The organism is Nitrososphaerota archaeon (genome assembly GCA_029785825.1).
In the GTDB taxonomy this organism is placed as follows: domain Archaea; phylum Thermoproteota; class Nitrososphaeria; order Nitrososphaerales; family Gagatemarchaeaceae; genus UBA183.
The window spans coordinates 138,918-163,036 of record JAFLYY010000001.1; the positions used below are offsets into that span (position 1 = coordinate 138,918).

The 24,119-nt window shown below is 56.8% G+C and carries 23 protein-coding genes and 2 tRNA genes; 12 read left to right on the top strand and 13 right to left on the bottom strand.

All coding sequences use genetic code 11. The annotated features are described in order from the left end of the window. Positions 1-1,052 precede the first annotated feature (1,052 nt). The 3 genes from JRN21_00725 to JRN21_00735 all read right to left on the bottom strand — a co-directional run bounded on the left by JRN21_00725 (position 1,053) and on the right by JRN21_00735 (position 4,027). On the bottom strand, positions 1,053-1,820 hold the full coding sequence (locus JRN21_00725; GenBank protein MDG6987835.1) for a hypothetical protein: 768 nt from the start codon (positions 1,818-1,820) through the stop codon (positions 1,053-1,055). A 699-nt stretch (positions 1,821-2,519) separates the two neighbouring features. After that, complete coding sequence (locus JRN21_00730; GenBank protein MDG6987836.1) at positions 2,520-3,779, bottom strand: hypothetical protein; 1,260 nt, start codon at positions 3,777-3,779, stop codon at positions 2,520-2,522. Further along, positions 3,776-4,027: a hypothetical protein gene (locus tag JRN21_00735; GenBank protein ID MDG6987837.1), complete on the bottom strand. Its 252-nt coding sequence runs from the start codon at positions 4,025-4,027 to the stop codon at positions 3,776-3,778. Before JRN21_00735 ends, JRN21_00730 begins: the two co-directional genes overlap by 4 nt. 332 nt (positions 4,028-4,359) lie before the next feature. Here JRN21_00735 and JRN21_00740 point away from each other — a divergent pair, with 332 nt between their 5' ends. Further along, positions 4,360-4,659 carry a hypothetical protein gene (locus JRN21_00740; GenBank protein MDG6987838.1) on the top strand — a complete coding sequence of 100 codons (300 nt, stop codon included), beginning with the start codon at positions 4,360-4,362 and terminating at the stop codon, positions 4,657-4,659. On the opposite strand, the gene JRN21_00745 is transcribed toward JRN21_00740, so the two are convergent. Together JRN21_00745 and JRN21_00750 are read right to left on the bottom strand one after the other, a co-directional pair. Beyond that, positions 4,646-5,119: a hypothetical protein gene (locus JRN21_00745; protein MDG6987839.1), complete on the bottom strand. Its 474-nt coding sequence runs from the start codon at positions 5,117-5,119 to the stop codon at positions 4,646-4,648. The genes JRN21_00740 and JRN21_00745 overlap by 14 nt on opposite strands. Before the next feature lie 14 nt (positions 5,120-5,133). Continuing rightward, positions 5,134-6,384 carry a site-specific integrase gene (locus JRN21_00750; protein ID MDG6987840.1) on the bottom strand — a complete coding sequence of 417 codons (1,251 nt, stop codon included), beginning with the start codon at positions 6,382-6,384 and terminating at the stop codon, positions 5,134-5,136. 188 nt (positions 6,385-6,572) lie between these two features. Here JRN21_00750 and JRN21_00755 point away from each other — a divergent pair, with 188 nt between their 5' ends. After that, the gene (locus JRN21_00755; protein ID MDG6987841.1) at positions 6,573-7,256 is read left to right on the top strand and encodes a metallophosphoesterase family protein; all 684 of its coding nucleotides are present in this window, start codon (positions 6,573-6,575) and stop codon (positions 7,254-7,256) included. 39 nt (positions 7,257-7,295) lie between these two features. Beyond that, positions 7,296-7,730 carry a hypothetical protein gene (locus JRN21_00760; protein ID MDG6987842.1) on the top strand — a complete coding sequence of 145 codons (435 nt, stop codon included), beginning with the start codon at positions 7,296-7,298 and terminating at the stop codon, positions 7,728-7,730. Between the two features lie 750 nt (positions 7,731-8,480). Here the strand turns inward: JRN21_00760 and JRN21_00765 are convergent. Continuing rightward, positions 8,481-8,909: a hypothetical protein gene (locus JRN21_00765; GenBank protein MDG6987843.1), complete on the bottom strand. Its 429-nt coding sequence runs from the start codon at positions 8,907-8,909 to the stop codon at positions 8,481-8,483. A gap of 246 nt (positions 8,910-9,155) precedes the next feature. Between JRN21_00765 and JRN21_00770 the strand changes: the two genes are divergently transcribed. Continuing rightward, complete coding sequence (locus JRN21_00770) at positions 9,156-9,659, top strand: hypothetical protein (protein ID MDG6987844.1); 504 nt, start codon at positions 9,156-9,158, stop codon at positions 9,657-9,659. Between the two features lie 197 nt (positions 9,660-9,856). Here the strand turns inward: JRN21_00770 and JRN21_00775 are convergent, their stop codons facing one another. The 3 genes from JRN21_00775 to JRN21_00785 all read right to left on the bottom strand — a co-directional run bounded on the left by JRN21_00775 (position 9,857) and on the right by JRN21_00785 (position 11,053). Further along, the gene (locus tag JRN21_00775) at positions 9,857-10,243 is read right to left on the bottom strand and encodes a HEPN domain-containing protein (GenBank protein MDG6987845.1); all 387 of its coding nucleotides are present in this window, start codon (positions 10,241-10,243) and stop codon (positions 9,857-9,859) included. Beyond that, the gene (locus JRN21_00780; GenBank protein MDG6987846.1) at positions 10,224-10,844 is read right to left on the bottom strand and encodes a nucleotidyltransferase domain-containing protein; all 621 of its coding nucleotides are present in this window, start codon (positions 10,842-10,844) and stop codon (positions 10,224-10,226) included. Before JRN21_00780 ends, JRN21_00775 begins: the two co-directional genes overlap by 20 nt. Positions 10,845-10,931: 87 nt before the next feature. After that, positions 10,932-11,053: transfer RNA gene (locus JRN21_00785), tRNA-Phe, on the bottom strand. A 305-nt stretch (positions 11,054-11,358) separates the two neighbouring features. On the opposite strand from JRN21_00785, the gene JRN21_00790 reads away from it, so the two are divergent. From JRN21_00790 to JRN21_00810, 5 genes are all read left to right on the top strand, one after another. Beyond that, on the top strand, positions 11,359-12,009 hold the full coding sequence (locus JRN21_00790; protein MDG6987847.1) for a DUF47 family protein: 651 nt from the start codon (positions 11,359-11,361) through the stop codon (positions 12,007-12,009). A 4-nt stretch (positions 12,010-12,013) separates the two neighbouring features. Beyond that, complete coding sequence (locus JRN21_00795; GenBank protein ID MDG6987848.1) at positions 12,014-12,916, top strand: inorganic phosphate transporter; 903 nt, start codon at positions 12,014-12,016, stop codon at positions 12,914-12,916. 79 nt (positions 12,917-12,995) lie between these two features. Further along, complete coding sequence (locus tag JRN21_00800; protein MDG6987849.1) at positions 12,996-13,550, top strand: RDD family protein; 555 nt, start codon at positions 12,996-12,998, stop codon at positions 13,548-13,550. Between the two features lie 52 nt (positions 13,551-13,602). After that, positions 13,603-14,718 carry a GTPase HflX gene (gene hflX, locus JRN21_00805; GenBank protein ID MDG6987850.1) on the top strand — a complete coding sequence of 372 codons (1,116 nt, stop codon included), beginning with the start codon at positions 13,603-13,605 and terminating at the stop codon, positions 14,716-14,718. Next, complete coding sequence (locus JRN21_00810; protein MDG6987851.1) at positions 14,715-16,565, top strand: hypothetical protein; 1,851 nt, start codon at positions 14,715-14,717, stop codon at positions 16,563-16,565. The genes hflX and JRN21_00810 overlap by 4 nt, the downstream gene beginning before the upstream one ends. A 166-nt stretch (positions 16,566-16,731) precedes the next feature. On the opposite strand, the gene JRN21_00815 is transcribed toward JRN21_00810, so the two are convergent. Then, complete coding sequence (locus JRN21_00815; GenBank protein ID MDG6987852.1) at positions 16,732-18,264, bottom strand: cation:proton antiporter; 1,533 nt, start codon at positions 18,262-18,264, stop codon at positions 16,732-16,734. A 969-nt stretch (positions 18,265-19,233) separates the two neighbouring features. On the opposite strand from JRN21_00815, the gene JRN21_00820 reads away from it, so the two are divergent. After that, the gene (locus JRN21_00820) at positions 19,234-19,746 is read left to right on the top strand and encodes a DUF4382 domain-containing protein (GenBank protein ID MDG6987853.1); all 513 of its coding nucleotides are present in this window, start codon (positions 19,234-19,236) and stop codon (positions 19,744-19,746) included. A gap of 447 nt (positions 19,747-20,193) precedes the next feature. Beyond that, positions 20,194-20,343 carry a hypothetical protein gene (locus JRN21_00825; protein MDG6987854.1) on the top strand — a complete coding sequence of 50 codons (150 nt, stop codon included), beginning with the start codon at positions 20,194-20,196 and terminating at the stop codon, positions 20,341-20,343. Positions 20,344-20,858: 515 nt separating this feature from the next. Here the strand turns inward: JRN21_00825 and JRN21_00830 are convergent. Then, complete coding sequence (locus JRN21_00830) at positions 20,859-21,146, bottom strand: hypothetical protein (GenBank protein MDG6987855.1); 288 nt, start codon at positions 21,144-21,146, stop codon at positions 20,859-20,861. A 233-nt stretch (positions 21,147-21,379) separates the two neighbouring features. Here JRN21_00830 and JRN21_00835 point away from each other — a divergent pair, with 233 nt between their 5' ends. After that, positions 21,380-23,074 carry a hypothetical protein gene (locus JRN21_00835; GenBank protein MDG6987856.1) on the top strand — a complete coding sequence of 565 codons (1,695 nt, stop codon included), beginning with the start codon at positions 21,380-21,382 and terminating at the stop codon, positions 23,072-23,074. A gap of 252 nt (positions 23,075-23,326) precedes the next feature. Here the strand turns inward: JRN21_00835 and JRN21_00840 are convergent. Both JRN21_00840 and JRN21_00845 read right to left on the bottom strand, forming a co-directional pair. Beyond that, positions 23,327-23,419 (bottom strand) — tRNA-Gly (locus JRN21_00840). 28 nt (positions 23,420-23,447) lie between these two features. Further along, positions 23,448-24,119: a ribosome biogenesis protein gene (locus tag JRN21_00845; GenBank protein MDG6987857.1), complete on the bottom strand. Its 672-nt coding sequence runs from the start codon at positions 24,117-24,119 to the stop codon at positions 23,448-23,450.

The following is a 24,119-nucleotide window of genomic DNA, read 5'->3' on the forward strand; positions in this document are numbered from 1 at the left end:
GCGGTTGGGTTATATTTCACGCAAAATGACTTCTTGGTTACCTCGAACAATTCTAACGTGTTCACGGTGACGAATTCGGGTTCGACTGAGACCATCCGCGAGACTGTCACAGTCACCAATACGACAGAAATCAATCGGTTGAATCAGCAGATTTCAAATCTGCAAAACGAGGTAAACCAGTTGAACCAACAGGTATCGAGTCTAACTCCTGTGGCCATCTTTGGACCAGTTAATGTCACCGGCTGGTTCAATAGCGCGTCTTCAATTAGCTTCTCTTCGCAAGGAATAACCTACACTGTCACAATCGACTCCGGCTCTTTCCAGATCTATTTGCCGAGAGGGCAAGTGTACCAAGTCGTCGTCCATGGGACTGGATGGTTTGGGGTAGGGTGGGACCAACCACCTGCATCTTCACCGCAATTGGACCTTACCAGCTATTCGCTAAGAAGCTACCATGTGTCGTACATCGTTCACAGATAGGTCTCCATTCGAACTGCATGTTTGTCAGTCTCCATGTATCACGAATCAAGAAGTTGGTTTCCTGGTTGGTGGGACGAGTCATAACGCCGGGTATAGGGTTCATTGCGCTCCGCCGGGAAACGCCTTACTTTGGGATGAAGGAGCAGTTTGATGCGCATTTGGCCTAGTCGTCCCTTCGCGCGTAGACTCGTGAATAGTAGACCCAACCCAACACAATCAACAAAGGGTAGCCAATCAATAGTACCAAGCTGATATCGTTCTCCAAAGAGGTTTGGAAAGCGAAGTTCAGCAGAGAACCCAATATCGCGGTTGTAAAAATGAGTTCGATAAAAGCAACAGCTCTCAACGTTTTGAATTTGATGCTGAAGGTCTTGCATATCCGGTCAAAGAGATGGTGTTCCGTGAAGTCAGTAAGCATGTATGATGCGACAGCGCTCAATCCATAAGACCAGAAGAAATAGAACCAGCCGACATTCAAGAGCAACCAAGCGGTCGCAGCTACCAAGCCTATGTATCCAAGGACCACCAGAATCAGAATCAACGGTCCCAGAAAATAACGGCCGGCTCTGGTCCTAGACAAGGAGAACCACCGTTAGTGTGATTACGACAAAGAGGATAGCACGCGCAGACTCGCCAAGCAAAGCCCTGGGCAATCTCCGAACGGGTGGAGTACCTAGCTCAGTCCAAAGAAGAAGGGATGTTAGGGCAAGGCCCCCACCAGTCAAATGAATCATCCAAGAAGGGTTCTGCCACAGGTATCCGTAGAAACCTACAACCAGACCCAGGGTCCCCATTATACTAGTTGCAAGAAATTTGACGAACTCTTTCATACCTGGCCCGCGATCTCCCTTTCGCCTTCGGGACTCGTACAGGTCGGCGAACGCGGTGCATGACAAGGCTGTACAGAAACAGAAACCGATGATTGAAGTTCCGGTGGATGGTAGTGGGGTAACCTTCCATACAACATCAGCCACAATGTATGTCCCAATCACGCTCGCCCCGAATATTGATGGTACAGATACAAACCGCCTTAGGCGGCGCGATAGATTGATGTTGTACAACATCGCAAAGAGCATCATGGCTGATGGGACGAAGAGGTTGTTGATTAGACCCTGAGTGGTTTCCGAAGGGGTTTTTCCGACTGCTTCGATGAAGCTGAAAGGACTTGTAACCAGCATCATGATTCCTGTCTCGTACATGTCCAAAGAACCATAAGGCAGAAGATTGCCCAATTCTATCGCAGCCAAGTAAAGAACCCAGAACAGGACAAATGGGTATACCTCGAAGCCTATTGACCTGAGTGCTCGGACAGATTCCCCTAGGATGGCGTTGCTTTTCAACGGTATCTGTGGGGGTCATCGTTGCCGTACATGGGGTTCATTGCGCCTCCACCGGGAATACCTCATCCTGCATTACGCTAAGCAACTGTGTCGTCGACCCTCTTTGAGTCTTTGATCTCCGGACGATACCTTGGTCTTCATCCGCGGAAGTCACAAGCTAGAACCTCAAGTTTCGGGCAATGGTCATGACGATGAAAATCAACCAGATGACGAAACAGATTATGAAGATAGGCTCTCCAACGGCCGCCATCTGCGACCCTACTGAGTAGTCATATGACTTGATGTAGATTCCTCCGAGCCACGCTAGTAAACTAACGGCGGTGAGGAATGCCAAGAGGCTCCGTGGCTGGTAACTGATCTTTGTCAACTTGGCTTGTCTTGCATATCTCGTGGAACCGATGTATTAAGGACTTGGAGTCATTGAAAATCTGAAATTCATTCGTTCAGAAGGGGGCACCGTGAATAAGGTTCTTTGTACTTCTATTTCTCTCGGCGACTTGGTTCGACGAATGGGCCATATTCTGGAAAGAAGGGGTGGCAGATAAGGAGGTGTGGGTGCGCGGATTGTCGCGAAGCGGAAGGTGGCCAAAAGGAGGCTCTGCTTAATAATAAAGAAGGGTGTGTCACTGGTAGCGGCCGGGCAACATAGGACAGCTTTCGCCTGTCGCGACAATGCCATGACAATGACATGCCGACTTCTCAGAGCAGGTTGAGCGCCATCTGCAGGGTCTCCTTGCAGGTCTTCTCCGCCTGGGGGTCGCCCTCCACCAGCATCGGCGGGGTGGTCTGTCCGGTGAAATCCTTCAGCTCATCCACTGGTATGACCTTGGTCCATATCCTCCCGTTGGTGAAGTTCATGACGAATAGGATCATGGGGACGGCGTACTTCGTCGCCATCCTCAGCTCCGCGAGCACCTTCCTCCTGGGTATGTGCCTCTGCCTCGTCCCGTCTTCTCTCAGTGTCAGCGCCTTGAACGCGCCGACGGCCTTCGCCTTCCGTGACTCGGGAGACCCGGGAGCCCAGAAGATGTAATCAGGGGTCCCTTCCCTTATGCTGTTGTCGTACAGCTTCCCGGCTCCGCGCAGGACCTCCTCGGCGAACTTCAGCTGGGCCTTGTTCCCCCTCTCCCTGTTCGCCATCCCTTGCAACTTGGTCAGCTTGCCATGAATGACCGGAGGAGTCTCGCCGCTGATGGGCGGGTTTGCAGTCTGCCCTTGTGGAGCCCCAGCCTCGGTCTTACCAGCCATCCCCGGCACTGGCGGTTCTGGCTCCACCAGGTCGATGAAGTCGTCCATCTCGTCCATGACGATGTAGCATCTGTTCAGCATTTCATCGGCTTCCAAGATTAGGTCCTTCAGCGCCAGGTCGGCCTCTGCGCGCTTGTTGTACCATTTCTCGTATTGGACCGCGATGTCCCTGTAGGAGGCCTCCCTCATTTGGTACTGCTCGGCAATCTCGTTCGTAGCCTCCGCCTGGGATGACACGGTGGCAGTGAGGGCGTCGGCCGAATTGGACATCTCCTCCACTTTGGGTCTCAGCGCCGAGACCTCAGACAGGCCGTTCTGGACCCCGACTATTGCACCCTCCAACGGCTTCAGGCGGCCCGCCAGCTGCTGGTCGATGTAGTCGGCCACCTTCACCTTGTTGGCTTCTTCTCGCTTCGAGGTGTCGCGGGCAGCACCAAAGGAATCTGACGCCACGATGATGAGGATGATGGTGGAGGCGGGCTGTATGATGAACAGGGCGGACCCTTGGAGGAGCCCCCACGGGACTGAACTGGAGACCTCCGAGACGATCGCGGTCAAAGCCATGGAGTACAACACGACCATGGCGGATACCGTGGCCACCCTCCTTCGGGTCTCGTGGGCGGTTCCCTCCTCCAAGCGAGCTCCGATGTCCTTCGCGATGTACCCGAGTAGGGGGATAATGGTGACAAGAAACAGCAATAGGTCGTTCATGGTCGGTCCTCCAGGTCCTCCCTGAGGACCGTGAGCCAAGTTCCTACCTTCCCCACGATCTCCGTAACCGGGACGAAGTCGGGCTCCACCAGCATCACCTTCCCGATGAGCGAGTGCGACCCGAACTTGCTGGCAACCCATCGCTTCAGCGCCCTGATGTCCACTTCGCGTCTATCGGCCGAGACGCTTGTCTGGCCAGCGACCACGCCTTCCTTCTGCGCCGATTCTCCTGGAGTGGACGCGGACATCAGGAGCCTGCGGCCTACGGGCGTATTTGGTAATGCGTCCGTATGATTTGAGCGTGGGCCGTGCTCAAACTATCCGTATCCACCAATGACCGCGGTGTCCGACCAGTGCGGGGGGGCGAAAGGACCACTGCGCGTCCGCCGGGACAGGCTCATCCAAGTGTTGGGCTATGATCATCCGTCGGGCTGAACTGGATCCCACCAGAGGCGAGCTCTCGGCAAGCGCCGAGCCACCTGGTCGCGGATTCGATCATGGCGTCTCTACAAAGACGCTTTGGAATAAATTCCAAAGTCTTAAGTAGGAGCCCTAGGCCTGGCAGGCAGGTGACTGGAGAATGAAGGTCAAGTACGAAACCGCTGGTCCGTTGTCTTCCGTCTTCACCAGCCCCGAAGCGCGGATCCTAGACCAGGCTTTCCTGGTCGGCAACATGAAGCAGACGATTCCTATGCTCGAGGAGTCGACCGGCTTGAGCTTCAAGACCGTCCAGAAGGTCCTCCAGAGACTCTCTGGAAAGGGCTTCGTGGCTCCCGCAGGGAAGATCGGGAACGCCAAGGCCTACCAGTTCAGGGTCGAGAACGACCTACACGAGCTGATCGAGTGGGCGACGAAGTACCAGTTCGCTAGGACTGACTAGACAGACCCAAGTCGTCCATCATCTTCTTCGTCCTCTCGCGGTACTCCCTGGACCTCTTCTCTTTGTCCGATTCCCGACTAGTAGCCGGCAGCTTCTCCTGGGACAGACTGCGATCCTCCGTGAAGAAGCGGTTCAGAGGGGGAAGGCCTACGCCCTTTCTGTACCTGTTGCATAGCTCCAGGCCTTCCGCGACCGCGTCGTCCTCGTTCAAAGCGCAGATGTGGTCCTCGCCGGTGGAACGGAAGACCAAGACGAGCCTGTTCTTCATCTTCTGGCACGCCGAGTTCACGTGTCCCCTCTTGTCCGGAGGGTAGCCCTTTTGCATGTTGCTCAGCTCCGTGTGCCTCCCATGCCTGAGGTCGTTCCTCTTCGCGAAACACTTCAGTGTGTAGAGTTTGTTGAGGACGAAACCTGCTGCGGTCTCTTCTTCCCTGTCCGAGAAGGCGACAAGTGGGACCAAGATGCGCGCCTTGCCTAGTTGGGAAGCTTCAGCACGACCTTTCCGGTAGGCAACGTCGCCACGTACTCCCACCCCTCCGTCAGATAGGCCTCGACCTCGCTGACTGGTATGGCCCTTTGGTGATTCCCGTTGTTCGCCGTAGCCCCAAGCAGCCTTTCCCGTACCATCTTCTGAATCGTCGTGTCCCCCATTTCTGCAAGGTTGAGCTTATCGATTTCCTCCTTGCTGTACCCACCCACCTTGAGGAGGATCTCCCGCTTGAACTCGGCATTCCTGTCTCCTCTCTCTCCCGACCCGCTGAGGATCGTCAGGTTGGGGATCGCCTTCACATATTCGCTGACCATCTCATCCTGAGTCGGCTTCATGTAGCTCCCAGACACACCGATCGTGTGCCCCATCAGCATCTCCGTAATGATAGGCTTGACCCCGGACATCTCCATCCTTGTCTTGAAGAACTTCCTGAAAGAATGGCACTGTTTCCACTCGTAGCTCCGGTAGTTCTTGGTGTCGGTGAGCTTCTCCCTCATCTTCATCTGGTTCAGGAGCTCCCCCATCTGGTTCTTCAGGGTCCTGACGCCGACCGGCTTCACCTTGCTCTGGTCGAACCGCCTCTTGTTCACTTCTCTGACGAAGACCGGGGACGAAGGGGTGATGACCTCCCCCACTTTCTCGCGGATCTCCCGGTACTTCAGTAGGTAATCGTAGCACTCCGGTGAAGCGAAGCTGTCATACTCCTCCGGTTCGCCCCTGTAGATCGTGACATTGGCGAGCTTCCACCCCTCGAACTCCACCTCCTGTATGTCCCTCCACCGGAGGTACTCCGTCGAACCAATCCTTGCGCCGGATGATGTCAGGAAGAGTATGAGGCACTTCGTCCTGAGGTCTGCGACCGCCACCACCTTGCGGATCTCCTCGAGCGTCGGCGCCCTGTCCTGGCCCGACTTCCTCACCTTCGGGATGAACTGGTTGACGTAGTCCCAATCGACCCCCTTCACCCTGTTGATCTCAAGGAACCTCCGAAGGGAGTCCCGCCAGAACGCGGTGGTGGAAGAAGCCGAGCCCCTGCTCACCTCGGCGATGAACCTGACGAAATCCTCCTCGAACGCCTTCGGGTCTGTACTGACAGTTTGGATGAATTGGTCGGGGGACATCCCCACCCGCCTGAGATACGCCCTTATCCTGAGGATGTAGTTCTCCTTGGTCTGATGCGCGAGCTTCCCCGACGCCCTGAGGGTCGCGACAGACGACTCTTCTAACTGGTCCATGCTCTATAAGCTGAACCGGATATATAACGACCAATGCTTGGACACGCATAGGCGTGCCGCAGGCATCTTTCGATGTCAAGAACCACGCCAAACACGGAAGCTTTTCTCATCCTTTGGAATGGGCATCTTGGAGGACGAATCATGTGCGACTATCATGCAGCAGGAAGGGGGACATTCACTAGTTCGTCATGAGCCGGACTTCGATCACAATCGGGTTCATCGTCGATATCCACGGCAAACCGGAAACGATGACCTGGCTGGAGGAGTCTGTGCATAGATACGACGTGGTCGCAATAGGGGGTGACATAGGAGAGTTGTCCCTCCTCTACAGGATCGTCGATTTCGCCATCTACAAGCCGGTGTTCATTGTGCTGGGCAACCACGACTACCCCGTAAGAGAGATGTTCGCCGCAAAGAAAGTCCTGCACGGGACCTCAACCAGGTTCGGTGGGTATACAATAGGTGGGCTGGGAGGCTCCCTTCCTGTCCAGGGAGGGCCCCTCGAACTGGACGAGACGGAGTACCTCGTCCTGACCAAGAACCTTGGACCTGTAGACGTCCTGATATCGCACCAGCCGCCAATTAACACCAAGACCGACCTCTCTTACGATGGTTCGACCGAAACAGGCACAAGAAACATCGGATCGATTGCCATAAGGAAGTACATCGAGGAGACTCAACCTCTCCTGGCCCTCGTCGGGCATGTCCACGAAAGCCCTGGAGTCGACACGGTAGGGAGGACAACAATTGTCAATCCAGGGCCTTTCATGACCGGCAACTATGCAGAAGTGGTCCTGACGAACCAAGACAAACCCCGGGTAGAATTGAGGAACAAGGGGGCCGGAGCCTCACAAGAACGGCCGAAGTCTTGACAAAGTTAGACGCAGACTGATTAGGGGGTGTCTCTTGCCTTGACCGTGGGCGTTCCTGATTCTAGGGCGGAGCAGGACAAGTTTGACGAGCTCCTCAGGGAGATTAAGACAGGCAACAGGGTTCAGCTTCTGATGTCGCTACTTGCCCTAATCCCTGGCGTAGTCGCAGCAGTCGCGCAATCGGGGATTACCATCGTCGCTCTGGCCTTCGTGCTTCCTGTGGCGGCAGTCACCTCTTACCTCTTCGCCTATCCCTCAGGCTCGCGAGGAACCGGGAACTGGCGCAACCTGACCCTCGCGCGGGAGCGGCTCAGGCTCTTCGATAGATACTACAAGAAGCATCTCGGGGTCGCTGGCTATCACGACGCCTATCTTATGGTTCTCCGCACGCACTATCAATTCGCCCTCGCAGAAGGGAGGAAAGACCTTGCAGAGTATCTGAAGCAGGAACTCGACAAAGAGAAATCTAACTAATCAGAACAGCGGTTGTTTCGATCGGAGGCGACGCCCTAACTGGGAAGTCAGAGGACTCTCCGGTATGCATTTTATAGCAATCCAAGACCCAAAGCAACCTCGTGTACCCCAGGGTTGTCCTGGATCTGGTTGGTTTTTGGTTCCCATTCTTTGTCGCGGCAGATATTGTAATCATACTCGGATACAGAATCAGGCGACACATCAGCCGAATGGGTCTAGCCAAGTATGTAGGTTTGGTCCTTTGGATATCGATGCTCACAGACCTCTTGTTTCTTCGGTCGGGCAATTCTGAAGGGCTCCCGCAGAGTTCCGCGCGACTCCTCATACTTGTTTCCACGCTGTCGTACGGAGTGTTGTTCTACAGGAGCAAGCCCGTAATCTCGTCTGCATTCGAATGTTACGTGGTAGGCGTCTACGCAGAGATTCTCAGTGACTTCGAGGTCATACATAATCCCAGTCGCCTTCTCCCCAGTCTACTGGGGTGGGGCGGGAACCAACGATCTAATCTACCAATTGGGCCTCCTGATGGGTCTCCTCTATCTCCCGAGTGCGTTGATTCCTACCTTCAGCTATGCAATCATAAGGAGGAACGCGAACATCTTCATTGAGAAATTGATTGGGAAGCAGGCACTTGAATGGCTTTTGAGGAAATATCCACATCCCATTCATTGAGCTGACGCCGGAGGTCGCACTCGCGAACTGGCAGAACAAAAGAGCCCGAGAGAGCGCGTTTGTATGTATGAGGAGGAATCAGGCCGCGCCGAATATTTGTCTGTTGACTCTTACATTGTTCAGATAGAAGAGTACGTCGGTGGCCCTTCTTACAGTCCGTGGGATTGTCAAGACAAGAAAGAGGTGGAGGTCCTTCCTCACCCCAAGATGTTCCAACCCATCTTGTATAATCTCTGTTATCCTAATCACGTTCTCTCCGTCCTGATTGGTTGGAACAATAAAGACGAGCTTCGAGATACCTGGACAGAGATACGCCCTGAAGATATCTGCTTCAATCTCTCTGAACTTCCTAGTCTGAGATTCGAGTACCTGAAATGCGACTTTAGTTCTGTCGCTAAGAGTGAATGTCCTGTCTGGTTTGAATGTGATTGGCATTAACGGCTTCGTCCCATGAGCGATTGCGAGTCTCTCGCCTCCCCTTGAAATACTGAGCACGCTCTTGCGCATGTGTAGATTACCGTATTCGGAGATGCCATCTTGGATCACCCTGTGATACGTTAACAAGAGCAAACCACCCCATCAGGATGCAAGGAAGCTTACCTTCTTTCGCCGCTTTCCCCTGCGTTTGACGTAGAAAGTCACCCGTCTGCGCCGGGCCATAACAAGAGTATTCCAAGGCTGGCTCTTATTCCTTCGTGCTTTTCCCCGTCAATGAACCCTTAAGAATCGAGGGCGGTCGAACGGTACGAGGACATGGAGAGCGGGCAGCCGCAGAGACCGATTCCGAAGAAGGTTACATACGTATGCCCGTCTTGTGGCAACGAGCTTGAAGTAGGCCTCGTCAACGGCCTGCTGCCTGGCTCCGCTCAGTGCTCGAAGTGTGGGACAGTCTACGTATTCCCAACGCGTGAGCAGCCAAATCCACAGCAACAGCAGTGGAAGCCCGAAGATGTCGAGAATCTAATCAAACTGATTGACACGCTTGCAGCCAAATATCTTACCTACAAGAAGGACGAAGCAGAAGCAGGCCACAAAGACCTCAGAGCGTTGACAAGATACAACACAATCCTCACATTCACCCTATCAGCTTTCCTTGCTGTAATCATTGGCCTAATGAGCTATTTGACTGTCAGAGGAAGTGTTAGTGGTGATGCCTTGCTATTTCTTGTGGGAACCGTAACGGGGTATATCCTTCTCTTTATTCAGCGGCTCACCAAGAACGCGCTAACCGAAAGAGAGCAGGAGGAAGAGGATTGAACTCTGACGCGCCACAACCTACAGTCGCTGTGTCACCGCCTATGTCCCGTCGCCCCTCCGGCGTCGGGCCCTTTAGAAGGTCTGCAGGACCTCTAGAGTGAACTTGGATGCATAGACGGCGTGAACGAAGGAAACCACCGCGGCGTGAGCAGGGGCATTTCGCCGTGACTTGAGCCCGTGCCTGAACCTGCCTGCAATCAGGGAAGTTTCTGTTTGACTTTCGACAGAATCCTGCCCGCCCTGGTAACGGCGTCTCGTGCCTGAGAGGGCTTCATCAGGTCGGGCTGGTATTCGGCTTCGTTCTTCAGGGCAATCAGACCTCCGAACTGCTTGGACAACTCCTTGAATTCGGACGAATCAACCGCCCCCTTGACGGCACCTACTGCTCCTTCATGTCCTCCGCTGTGGCGTTTCCCAAGATAGAAGACAGAAAGTGCGTCTATGGCATTGATCGCACAGTGGACAGACGCCGTAACTGCGGCATTGTTCTTCGACTGTTTCGCAGCGTACTCCGCGACGTCGAGCATCTCCTCTGCCTTCTGCAGGTAGTTCCTGTAGAGGCTCTTATTGACGGTCTTGGACATCTCCTATCTTCCTCAGGTCTTTGCCCCAGACCATCCTGTAGGACTCGAGTATCGACCTACCCAGATCCTTGTTCTTCTTTCTGGCGAACGTGGCTTCGTCCATGATCAAGGGAGACAACCCAAATCCGAACTTCGAAACAGTTTCGGCGGAGGCGTCCGCAACGCGCTCGCTGGCGAGCTGTCTGTCACCCGCTACGACGAATATGTCGATGTCGCTCTGCTTCCCCTCGAGTCCCTTCGCAGCGCTCCCGAAGACGGCCACCGATCTGATCGACCTGTCTTCAAAGAACGGCCTGATCGTGGACAAGATCGCACTGAGGGTATCTTCCTCGGCTTTGATCGCGGGCCAGACTATCGAATTCAGCACGTAGCTCTCCTCGTTCAGGATGACCTGCTGGGCCCTCCCAACAGGTTGGAGCCTCACAACCCCTCTTTTTTCCAGAGTCCTGGCCACAAGGGCGACTTCGGGGTGCGACAGGCCAGCCGTCCTCGCCAAGTCCCTCATGGTGAACACCTTCCCCCTGTAGCGGACCAAAGTCTTGAGCACTCTAATGCTGGCCTTGCTGCCCAGGACCTCGGTCAGGTAGTCGTGGAGGGACACTATCTCGCAGGGCAGGGATACTGGTAGAAAAACATTCCATATGGTAGGGAATACTGCCATAACGGGCGATTTGAACACGCATAGGCGTGCCGCGGGTCGGATTTGAGCCGACGACACTCCGGTCTTCAGCCGGATGATGAAGGGAGGTTTCAACTCCTCTCTCCATAGCCCAAGAGTGTCAAACTCTAGCCAGGCTGAGCTACCGCGGCACCGAGCACGCTCCTTTCAAGAGCAGAATTAAGAGTTTCATCAGGAACTTGCTTGCGCTCGCCCTGCTCGAGAGGAAGGCCAGAGCGCTGCCGCAGTAGTTTAGCCAGACGAGCCTGACCGTGAACAGATAGCTCTTCGCATCACCATCGCCTTCATGTTTTGAGACGCGGCTCCCGCCCGTCAGACGAGGTTCAAGCCCATCAGGAACGAGCTCGCCTTCTGCGAGCCGAAGACGAAGCAGTGGACAGGGAAGCCGAGGTTTAAGGGGACACCCCATGACCCGTGCGCCTCAGGACAGCCCAAGTTGAAGATCAGGTTCCTCGTGGCCGGAGAGAAGGGGATATTCGAGCGCCTGAAGGGGCTCGCCGAAAAGGCGCGGGAAGAGACACCGCTCGCCACCAGGCTGTTCCGGGAGCGCCTGGACGACCCCAGCGTGCTCGAAAAAATCAAAGCTCTAGAGAAGGAGAGCGACGAGCTGACCTTCAAGCTCAGCGAGGACATCATGAACGGCGCCGTCAACCCGTCAGTCCTCAGGGACCTCCTCCACGTGTCCGACCTGATGGACGGCATTTTCGACGACTACTACTTCGTCGCCCGCGAGGTGAACAGGATCGTGATGAGCGGCATCGAGCTCCCGATGCTCGAAAAGATGGTCCAGACCTTCGTGAAGATGATCGGCCTCGCCGACAGGGAGCTGGAGACGTTCGAGAAGCTCCTGGAGGCCGGAAGCATGGAGGAGGCGAGGTCGCTCAGGAAAGACATCGAAGCTCTGGAGGAGCAGGGGGACGAGCTCAAGGACTCCGGCTTCGACTCCTTGTACGCGAACCGCGGCCTCTTCGACTACTTTTCGTTCCAGCACTACACCGAAGTGATGAGGAAGCTGGACCACATACAGGACGGAGTGGAGGACATGTCCGACCTCGTCATCGCGATCGCTAACGCCATCTCAAGGTGATGGATTGGACGTCCTCGGAGCCCTCCTGCTAGCGGTCGCCACCCTTCTGGTTCTCATCGTCTCGGGGAACAACGCCCAGGCGTGCGTGGGGAACCTCATAGGCGCACGGGTGGTCAGGAGGAAGACGGCGCTGGCCCTGGAGGCGGCCGGGGTGTCTCTCGGGCTCCTGTTCCAGGGGACCAGCATGGCGACCGCCGCCTCTCATCTGGCCAGGGGGCTCTCCGCCGAGGTTCTCCTGGTCGTCTTGGCGCTGAGCCTGGTGCTCTTCACGGCCGCGCAGCTCGTCCGGCTCCCCCTCCCGCTGACGCTCACCCTCCCTGCGCTCCTCGCGGGGGTCTCCCTGGGATTCAGCGAATACTTCTTCCTGATGATACTGGTGTGGGTCGCCGCCCCCGTCGCGGCGCTCCTAGCCACCCCCCTGATCACAAGACTCGCGTCCAGGCTGGGGGCCAACAGCTTCTGGACAAAAGTGGAGGCATACAAGGCGCTCCTTCTCCTGGTATCGTTCGGGTTCGCCTTCACCCTGGGGGCGAACACGATAGGGCTGATAGTCGCGGTCGAAGGTTTCGGCGCGCTTTCGGTCGCGCTCGCGATAATCGGAGTCGTCCTCGGCACCTTCTTCCTCAGCGCCGGGGTGATCAGGAGGGTGAGCACCGAGATGTTCGACCTCGGGTACTCGAACGCGACGTCGTCGATGCTGACTTCTGCTCTCCTGGTGGAGGCTTCCACCCTGGCGGGGATCCCCATGTCCAACACCATGGTCCAGAACGCGGCGGTCTTCGGGGCAGGGCTCTCGTACAAGACCAGGTTCTTCTCTGCCAGGCCGTTCTATCTGGTGGCCCTTGGGTGGCTCGTCTTTCCGGCCGTGGGCATCGCCGCCGGTGTGCTTGTCTCCCTTCTCCTGTGAGCGGGCCCCTCGAGTAATGCGCTTCATCAGTGCGAACCCATAAAAGCCCAGAGATTTGTCAGAGCGAAGGGCAGGGGGATTGGCAGGGGTGTTCTGTCAGAGCTGCGGGAAGGAGATGCCTGACGGCGCCGCTTACTGTCCCGGCTGCGGGGCCCAGGCGAGCGCCTCCTCAGGCGCTTCTCCGACATCCAGGGGCTTCGACGCGCTCACAAAGGACCGGAAGGCCCAGGAGTACTGGTTCGAGAGGCTCCTTGCATACGTCGTGGACGCGATCATCGTCTTCGTGGCTCTCGCCATAGTCGGGGCCATCGTAGCGTTTCCGCTCTTCTTCGCCGGCGTTTCGGTTCGTTCCGCCTTCGGTCCGTACGCCATCGTCGGAGGCCTCATCTTCGTCCTCTACTTCGCCCTGATGGAGTCATCATCGGGGGCGACCTTCGGCAAGAGGCTCTTCCATCTCAAGGTCGTCTCGAAGTCCGGCTCGAACCCCACTCTGGGGGAAGCCTTCGTCAGGAACCTAAGCAAGTTCTATCCGCTCCTGCTCCTCCTGGACGTCATAGCCGGTCTCGCCCTGTCGAAGGGGTACCAGCAGCGCTTCAGCGACCACTTTCTCGGGACGAGCGTGGCCCACGCCTGAGCGTCAGGGAACCGTTTTACGGGGCTCATTTCACGCGCGTCTGGAACCGGGTTTGGGAGCGGAGTTCGGCACCAGGGCGATAGTGGTCACCTACCCCGACGAGTTCGCCAAACGCGAGATACTCGAGCTCGCGAAGGCCGGCGGGTACGAGGTGGCAGAGGTGGTGACCCAGAGGGCGATCATCCGGTCCGAATACGGGGTCGGGTCGGGGAAGGCTCAGGAGCTGGAGGGGAAGGTGGCTGAGAGCAAGGCAGACGTCATCATAATCGACGAGAGCGTCACCTCCGCCCAGGCGAACAACCTGTCGAAGCTGACCCATGCGGCCGTCGTCGACAGGGAGAGGCTGATACTGAACATATTCGCGAAGCGGGCCGCGACCACGGAGGCGAAGCTCCAGGTCCAGCTGGCCGAACTCCGCTACGAGCTCCCCAGGGCGAGGGACGAGGTGCGCCATTCGACCAAGGGAGAGCAGGCGGGGTTCATGGGGATGGGGGAGTACGAGGTCGACGTCAGGTTCAGGACCCTCAAGCGCCAGATGGGGTTCATCAAGCAAAAGCTCGAGAAGACCAGGACGGTCAGGGACCTCCACGCGGCGGAGAGGAAGAAGCTCGGCGTCCCCTTCGTGTCGCTCGCGGGGTACACCAGCAGCGGAAAGACCACCCTCTTCAACCGTCTGACAGCGGAGTCGAAGGAGATTTCACCGGACCTCTTCACAACCCTCACCACCACTATCCGCATGGTCACTTTTCCAAAGTCGAAGAACAAGGTCCTCCTCTCCGACACGGTCGGGTTCATCTCCCGGCTCCCGGCCTACCTCGTCGAGTCGTTCAAGTCGACCCTGGATGAGCTCAGGCACGCTGACCTCGTCCTGCTCATGGTCGACGCGAGCGAGAGCCCTGAGAGCATCGGGATCAAGCTCACCAGCTGCAGGGACACCCTTAGCGAGCTCGAGGTCGACCCGGCAAAGGTGATCCTGGTCTTGAACAAGGTGGACCTGCTGGACTCGAAGACGAGGGCGGGAATCCAGGCAGACCCACTCTTCAGCGACTATACCACCGTCAAGGTGTCTGCGGTGAGAGGGGACGGGATGAGGCAGCTCAGGAACAGGATTCTGGAGCTCGCCGGAGGCCGGCGGGAATCCAGGGCGGCCGTTCAGGGGAAGCGGTGAAGGGCGTGGCAGAGTCTCCCGGGAGCGAAACGGACGACTCCTTCGAGCCCCTGGCTCCCCTGACCGAAGACGTCCCGGCGGCCAAGAGCGTCCCCCGGCCTCCTATCTTCTCGATCCTGGGCTCCATCGACTTCTCGGGGCACTTCGTACTGCTCGGCGATGTCGGGACGGGGAAGAGCACGGTGGTCCCGATACACGAGTTCGAGTCGGCCGGGCGGACGAGGACCATACTCATCCGGGAGCCGTCCAGGGCTTCTTGCAACGCACTCTACTACTCCCTCTCGGCTCTCCACCCGAAGGTCAAAGACGAGCTGGCGGTCATCACCAAGGACACCAAGGTCAACACCGGGGGGAGGGTCAAGATCGTCACCGACGGCGTCCTCCTCAGGATGCTGGCGGAAGGGTCGGTGAAGGGGGCCTCGATCTACTTCGACGAGAGCCATCAGATGACCTCTCAGCTCGAGCTCTGCATGTCCCTTGCAAAGAAGCAGGAGCATGAGGCGGGGAACCTGTTAAGGGTCATGAGCGCCACCATCGACCCGGCCGAGTTCCTCTCGTTCCTGGGGATCAGGAACCTCTACTCGGTCTCAGGGCGGAGGTTCCCGGTCGGCATCGAAACAGTCCATGCTAGGGACCTCGACGGGATGTTCGACGCGCTCGTCAGGTTCCTCCACACCAGGCCCCGGGGGGAGTCCTGGCTGGTCTTCCTTCCCACCAGGCGCGTGGTAGAGAAGTACGCCCGGAGCGGCGACGGGGTCTACATCCACGGGGGGCTCGACGGGTCCGAGGTCAATAAGATACAGAAGCGGGCCGAGACCGACAGGAGCCTCAAGGTCTTCGCGACCAACGTCATAGCTTCGTCAGTGAACATATACCTCGACAACGTCCTGATCTTCAACGACGCCATAGAGAGCAAGGACAGTCTGGGGAGGAAGGCGCTGCGGTACGGGAGCATCGACAACAACACGCTCCTGCAGATGATAGGGAGGATAGGCCGTTTCAAGCCCGGGAGGGCGGTCATCATCTCCGACACCCCGGTCCCGAGGGACATCGCACCCACCGCGGTGAAGAAGGCGCTCGAGTTCGAAACCCCCTTCGACCTGGTCCTCCTCATGTCCAAGTACGGCCTGAAGTTCTCGGAGCTGGAGCTGATGTCGAAGGTGAGCAGCAAGGAGGTCGCCTTCGCCGAAAACTGGCTCGTCGACGTGGGCGCTATCCATCCTCTGACGCAGAACATAACCAGGAAAGGGGTTCTGATGAGCGAGATCCCGTACGACCCGGACTTCGCTCACATGGTCGCTTCGGCCATCGTCAGGAGGGACTATCCAGCCGCCAGGTTCTTCCTCGCCTGCGGGGCGTTCGGCGACTCCCTGAACCACGCCTACAAGATCGACTTCGAGGTCCAGGCCCGCCAGTTCCTCTACGCCTTCGACAACTCCAACGAGCTCAACATCAAGGCCCACCTGCTGAAGAGGTATTCTGAGGACAAAGAGGGCGCCTTCGCCGGCCGCCTGGCGTCCAACGGCATATTTCCGAGGTTCATCGAGGAAGCCCACAAGAACTATAATGCCGCCAGGGACTCGCTGAACGACGTCCTCGAGTCGTCAAATCAGGAGCCTCTCCCCGAGGAGGTGGTCGTGGACCCGGACGTACGGGGCCTGGAGCCCTACTTTGAAGAGTGCCTCTCCTTCGAGAGGTTCAACGAACACGAGAAGAGGGAGCACGACCTCAAGAACCTATACATCGGGGGGCCGTTCTACGCCAGGACGCTCACCGTGAACTTCAGGACGATACTCTACGACGTGGTGGCCCTGGACAGGAAGAAGGACAAGAAAGGGCACAGGTGAGTCCGCGGTCTGCCGCTGGAGCCTCCGTCTAGGCGGCGAGTACGAAGAGCTCAACCTGGAGGCGTGTCGTGGACATAGCGTCTAGCCCGACTTGGCTGCGGACGCGCTCCCGATGGGGCCCGCGTTGCGGCCGAACCGACGTCCTGGAAAAAGAGCGTCCTCCGGTTCAGCCCTTAACCTGCCTCGAGAGCAGGTCGTCCAGCTCCTCGAAGTATGACCGTACCCCCTGAGGCATGGATTCTACGTTCTTCCTGATGGCGTCGACTAGGTAAGGGATCGCGGTCTGAGAGACCTCGACCGCCTGGCCTTTCTTGCCGATGCCGACCCTCGGGACCTTGACCCTCTCCCTCACCTCCGGGGGCGCAGCCTCCCTGGCGTCGTCCTCCACGGTCTTCAGCCACTTCTCCAGTTGGTCCTGGTCAAGCCCCTCGACCATGCCGCTCAGCTCCCGCACCAGCGGTCCGACCGACGCGAGAGTGCCTAGGTCCAGGCTCTGGCTGGAACCCAGGAAGAGGCGGACCCCGGCGGCGGCGACGACGTTAGTGAATACGATCACAAGAGCCGCTATCGGGAGTATCTGTGACGATCCGCTCACGGCGTCGGCGATCAGGGTCGTCGCGAGGAGGGCCGGGGTGAGCCCCTGGGCCATCATGGACACAATGAATCTCCTGTCTCCGACGGCCATCTTACGGTCCACCAGCTCGGTGCTGATGTACCTGGCCACCAGCAGGATGCCGAGCACCGCGAGCGACTCGAAGTAGACGCTGGAGCTCGACAGGACGCTCAGCGGCATCGAAAACCCGAGGAAGAAAAGGAAGAAAGTCCGAAGGAAGAACGAAATCTCGGTCTGGAAGGCCGAAATGTAGTTCAGCGAAAGAGCAGGCATGACGTTAGGCACGGCGAGGGGTCCAGGAAGGTCTGCGAAGTTCTTCATGACCAGCCCTATGGCAAGCGTCGTGATCACGCCGCTCCCTCCGATCTCCCCGACCAGCACGTAGGTCAGGAGGACGTAGCCCACTGTCGCCATGTAAAAGAAGTCCGAGTGGCCGAGGCTCTTGGCGACCCGGACCCATGCGAGCCCCAGCAGCACCCCCCCGACTAGGCCGATGGAGAGCTCCTCGAAGAAGCTCTTGGAGATCACCGAGAGCCCCTGCAGGTCCAGGGGAGCACCCTGGTTGTACCCGTTGAGCAGGACTGTGAAGAGTATGATGAGGACCAGGGAGTCGAACACGGACTCGAGAGCCAGATTGGAGACCAGGCCGCGCTGGGAGATCCGCCTCGCGAGATAGGGGACGATTATCATGGATATCTCCCCGCCGACTATGGACCCGAGGAACAGCGACTGGTAGAGGCTCCAGTGGAGGCCCCCTGCGAAAAAGAGGGTTACCCCCATTATCGAGAGCAGCATATAGAGCGACGAGCGCGTCACCGCCGACCTACCCTCCAACATTATGTCGCGAAGCTTCAGGCTCATGCCGATGTCGAAGACCACCATCGCCAGTGTGAGGTCCGACAGGATCGGGAGCATCGCGTTGACGGCGGTCGTCGGCAGGACGGCGAACCACCGGGTCGCAATGCCCGCCGCGATGAGGAACAGTGTCTGGGGGATGCCCTTCTTACTGAGTAGGATGTTCCCTACGAAGCCGATGAAGATGATGGCTGAGATTACCAGCAGGAATGTCTCCGCGGAGAGCGCCATGGCGCGTCATCCTTCTGGTCCAGTCGGCCGCCCCTCTTTGCCCTCCCTATGACCGGGCCGGTTCCGCGATTCCAAGCACAAAGGCAATCACGGGTTCCGTATTTGAACATGGAGACGTGGGGCTCTGCAGAGGCCCTCGCTTCAAGAGTACGTCCGGGCGAGACACCCTTTCGCGGCAGGCTCTGGTCTCTTCCAGGCAGCGGCATTTGCCGTCCTTCCGATTCAGTACAGGGGGAGAAGAAAACTGCGTTCTCTTTCGGTTCAGAGGCACCAGCAGATGCGGGTACTATGTCGCCAAGGGCAACCTGCCCAAGATGCTCGGCAGCACGGTCGCCGAAGTCCCAGGCCAGGTTGACCCTTCAAGAACCCGTAAATGCAACACATCGCCAGAAGCTAGCTAATGCCCGCTACCCACTTGAAGTGCCCCAACTGCGGAAGGGAGTTCGACTACGTTATGAGCGCCACATCATATCTGGTTCACGCTCCGGGCAACGCGACCATAATAACCTCAGACGGGCAAGAGCACGTGGCCACATCCGGTAAGCTGTGGAACAGGCACCACATCAAATGTCCTTATTGCAACAAGGCCTCCTGGCATCGAGTCAATATCTGACGCACAAACCCTGACGGTACGAACCATGGCTTAAGGCAGAAAGTACATCCATCCGCCGCACAAGAAGAGGACAGAGGAGGTAGGGTGAAAGCCCGGCGATGCGAAAGTATCACGCCTGGTTTGGGGTCTCCTGATTGAAATCAGCTAAACCGTCATGTCTGATTTATGAGGTGATCGACCTGGTCGGAGGGTTCTGTGTATGGCGGATCCCCCCAATCTTGTCGGGGTGCTTTCATGAGCCTCGGGTTCGCTTCCTCCCTGAAGCGGGCCGCCGCGCCCCGGGATGACTCACCAGCGCCTGGTGTCCTTTCAAAACTGATGGAATATATATCCCGGCAAAGATGTCCGTCAGAGACTTGAAGACCACAGTCGTTGCCGCGATAGTCGTAGTTGCCGTCGTGGTCGTCGGGGCAGCCGCCGCAGTCTTCCTGATGGCCCCCAGCGGAAGTCTGATAGTAGGAGTGACAGATGCGCCGTCGACTGGGGCCGTCTCTCACATCTATCTTACAATCACGGATATCACCCTCCAGGGCGCGGGTAACTCCAGCACCACCTTCAAGGTCAACGCGACGACCTTCGACTTGCTGGCGCTGCAGAATGTGACCAAGATGCTAGGGAAGAACAGCATCCCCGTGGGCAACTACACGATGGCCAGGTTTGGAGTCACCGCTGCGATAGCTACGGTGAGCGGGAAGAACGTGACCCTCACAGTCCCAAGCGGCCAGATCAAGGTTCCAATGCACTTCGCAATCGCTGCCGGGAAGACGACTACCATCGTGCTCGATATCACGGCAGACATGACCGCCATCAGCGCCTCGAACAACCTCAGGCCGACGGTCACGGGTGAAGAAACCGTCCCGCCGAGCTGAGGGTCGACCGCAGGTTCCAAAGAGAGAAACAAAGGCGCGCGCTCTCTCCAGTGGGCTGAGAAGTCAACTGCCGCAGAGTCTTCCAGAAAGATCACAGCAGCTGGGTCAGAAGACTAACCCGACTACGGACACGAGCCGGACGTTGAACCTCAGTTTCACCTTCCTGGCGAGGGCCGCCTGCTCTCTGGCCATCGCCGGGTCGGTGTGGGAGAGGGCCACGGCCGACTCGATCAGGAACCTGATAGATGCTGCAGCGTCATCCTTCGCGCCCCTTCTCTGCCTCGCGGGGGCAACACCGGCCCGTCAGGTCTTAACCGTAGTCACTGGAGTTGGGTTGTTCGGAGAACGGGACAGAAGAGGCCCCCGCGGATGGACCCACGGCCGTTCAGCTCTCCACGGAAGAGAACGGCAGTTCACTTTATTAGGTCCCGCGGGTTCGAACGGGGCATGTCGTTCCTGAAGAAGATGAAGGACAAGACTGAGGAAGCCGCGAAGAAGGGCGTCGAGGTAGGGAAGGAAGCGGGAGAGAAGGGCGTAGACGTAGGGAAGAAGGGTGTCAAGAAGACCGACGAAGCCGTCAGAGGAAAGGACGACTAGACAGGCCGCCGCTCGGGCCACGAAAGCCGACCCCTAAGAAACGCCTAATCGTGCTCGGCTGACACAGCATCTGCATTGCTCGACCTCATCTTCTCCGAGTCTGCGCTCGAGCTGACTCCCAGGGAGGTGGCCCGAGAGGGCGCGCGCATGTGTGCATATCAGCATGTGTCTGAGAGAGGACGACTGCGTGGGCCCCCCACAGGCGCTTCAGCGCCCGCTCGCATGTTTCTGATCGCTCGCTAGTACTTGCGTCTGTGCTTGCTCGCCTGCCTGTCCGCCTTCCCTCTTATCCCGTAAGTGGAGGAAGAGAGAGAGGAAACAAAGGTGCGCGCTCTCTCTCTCTCTCTTTGTAGGCTGAACGCGTCAGGGGCGTTGCTGTGTGTTTGTGTGCCTGTGGTGAGAGGTCCAGCCAACTGCTGCAGAATTTTCTGAAAAATTTCAGCACATGTGTCAGGACTGACTGCTGCAAAAAATTACCTGAAAGAAATAACAGGCAGTTGGGTCAGGCTACTAACCTATGCCCCGGAGAGCAACTGTTTGACTCGTCCTCGGATGTTATCTGACACACTTGAGAGCTTCTTCTTCGCTCCTCCCGTCAATAGAGCGGTATGCATTAAGGCGTCGCGTATTGGTTTGTATTCTGCCGCGTCTCTGGAAAGCGCAGCTTCTTTCGTTGGACTCCGGGTCTTGTCAACCAGATTCGCCAGGCCATCCATTGAGAGGTAGCTCGTGTCGTCCGGCTTTGTTCTGATTTGGATACTGATATTGCCTTTCTCCATGTTCGCTTTCTCTTTCCCTCTCATTTCCTCGATGTCTCGAACGGCTTCCTTGCTGCTAAGACCTTTGTCAGAGATGTGTTTTCTTATCAAGTCCGAAGGCATGGTCAAAGGAAAGAGGGTCGGAAGGCAGAACCAGTGGATGTTGACTGACGAAGGAAGACGGGTTAGACTAACCAGCTAGTCTTGGTATTCGCGAATTGTTGCCGACGCAATGAATTACTTAAAGAAGCGAAGTTGATTGCCGCGTCCGCCATAGGATGAAGAAGAAGCAGATTGGGTTGCTAGTAACGGAGATCGGCTTACCCATAGGTATGGGGACCTTAATCTGGGCAGTCTTCAACGAACCTGTTATCGCTGTTACTTTCGGCTTCCTGTTATCCATACTGTCACTCCAAGTGAACTCTGTTTTCAATGAAGAGCGGAGTAACATTACTTTTGCGACACCATCGCTCAGGAATGTTAACGACCATGTGACCAGATTACTGAAGGATTCCTCGGGTAACAAACTCTTCAGCGAAGTAATGGGTGCCAAGCTGAGCAAGTTGGACTCTGAAATAGGTTCGTCGTCCATCGAGTTTGCCCAAGCAGACATAGAGCCGAAGGCAAAGCTAATGATTGAGCGGTGCGAAAAGGGGGGAAGAGCTACTTCTCTTGTGAATCTTGGAGAATACTGGACAACAGTGGGAGATTACTTCGAGCTATGTAGAAAGGCTACAAAAGAGGGCAAGAAAATCACAAGAATGTTCATACTTCAAAAATCTGTTCTTGCGGAACAAACGCAAAAGAAAACTAGAGAAGCCCTTCTAAAGCAGATTAGTGAAGACAGCCAAGCTGGCATCGAAGTCTATGTTATAGATTCAGACATGGTAGGGGACGCGGAAGCAATCCAAGATTTCGGGATTTGGGACGAAAAAGTACTCTGCCATGTTCAGCCAACGGGCCGAAGAAGCAAGGAGGTCAAAGCGACATACTCCGCAATTCAAGAAGACTTGGACAAAGCTAACAGATGGTGGGAAGTCTTGGTCAGAGCCAGAGTTGCCCCAATGCAAGCGTTAGATTCATTCGTTGATTCCAACTTGAAAGGTTCGGGCTCTTTCTTATCGAAGGACGCAGCCATTGAACTTCGAGATACGGCGAAGAAAACGGAAGAACTATCGAAGGGTTGCCGAAGCACTTTCCTGAGTGGCGGGAAAAGCGAGAGTTGCTCATGGTATCACGGTGCCTGGCAATACCTAAGACTCTTGGACATGGTATCGACACCAGACTGGCACGCCGAGTTCTATCACAATGCATTAACAACTGTCATGCAAACGAAGCCAGGTGCAAGTATACTGATTTCTGGACTTGCAGATTATGCTATGCTTGGACACGTTAGACAGGCGGTGCGATATGTGAATGCCAACCCGAGCATAGTGGTCACAGACATCTGTTCTACCCCGCTACGAATGTCCGAATGGTACGCAAACAAGTACGGCTTCACCATTCAGACAGTGGAAGGTCACATAGTCAATACACCTGCACTCAAGAACTCCTCATTCGATGTAATTGTTACAGACGCGTTTGTGACGCGGTTCCGGCAAGACGAAACTGAAGATGTAATCAAACGCTGGAAGAACCTACTCGTTCACCATGGCAAGGTAATCACTACAATAAGGATATCAGATGAGAGCCGTTCGTTTACTGCAACACAAGAACAACAGTCCGAATTCGTCGACAGAGCCTGGTCCAGAGCGGTGGACCGCGGTGGGTTGGTTCTCGAGGCAATTGGCTATGAAAGGCTCAAAGAAATTGCCAGAAGCTACGCGGCGAGAATAGGGAGTTATCCGTTCAAATCGGATGAGGCTCGGAGTCTCTTCCTGAAAGAGGGATTTACGCTAAAGTTTGACGAGAGAACGACCCCAGGCGAGTTTGAACCAACAAAATACCTAGAGATTATTGCAGAGAAGTCCTGATTTTGTAACGAAGAGGACTTCATTGCCTCCGCAGGCTCGAATCTTCGCTCCATAGACACATTCCCCTTGTAGCCTGACCCAACTGCCTGTTATTTCTTTCAGGTAATTTTTTGCAGCAGTCAGTCCTGACACATGTGCTGAAATTTTTCAGAAAATTCTGCAGCAGTTGGCTGGACCTCTCACCACAGGCACACAAACACACAGCAACGCCCCTGACGCGTTCAGCCTACAAAGAGAGAGAGGAAACAAAGGTGCGGTCGCCGGGATTTGAACCCGGGTTACCAGCTTGGAGGGCTGATGTCCTGGACCAGACTGTCCCCTCGGAGAGGACTGGACGACGACCGCACGAGCGACCGAGCGTCCCAGACTGTTTTTAATCCTTGAACCCTTCCACGGCCTTCTCGATCTCGTAGAGCACTCTCGCTGCGACGACGTGGGCCTCCAGCGGCTTCGGGTGCACCCTGACCACCTCGTCCAGCGCGGCCGCCGTCTCCTTCGAAAAGTGCCCGCGGGGGAACCCTCCGACCACCACGACCGGGTCGTCCGACGCGGCCGCCTCCTCCGCGAACCCCCTGGGGGTCGACCTCCGCCCGAGCACGGACAGCCCGAACACCCTGCCGCCCCCGACCCTCCTCACAAGCTCCTTCACCCCCCAGTCATGGACCCGGAGCAGCCCCCCCTCAGAGCCCCCCGTCAGGGCTTCCTCCATCAGGCCCCTGAACCTGATGTAGTTCTTGGGGATCCGTGTCTTCTCGGCCACCTCGACCACCCTCCCTGGCCATGTGTGGACGTATGCCCTCGCCTTCCCGTCCAGGTATAGTGGGGTCCCGGTGACGCTCAGGAGCGCGACGTGGACCAGGTCAGGCCTCCCTCTCTTCTCGGAGTCAGGGAGCCTCTCCATGGCCGAGTGATGGAAGCTCCTGTCCAGGAGTATCTCCCCTGGCTCCTTCCCCCTCCGCGTGGCGTCGCTCGCGACCGCCGGCCGCCCCCATATCTCCCTGGGGACCAGCTCCAGGGCAGACTCCGCCAGCACGAAGCTGATCAA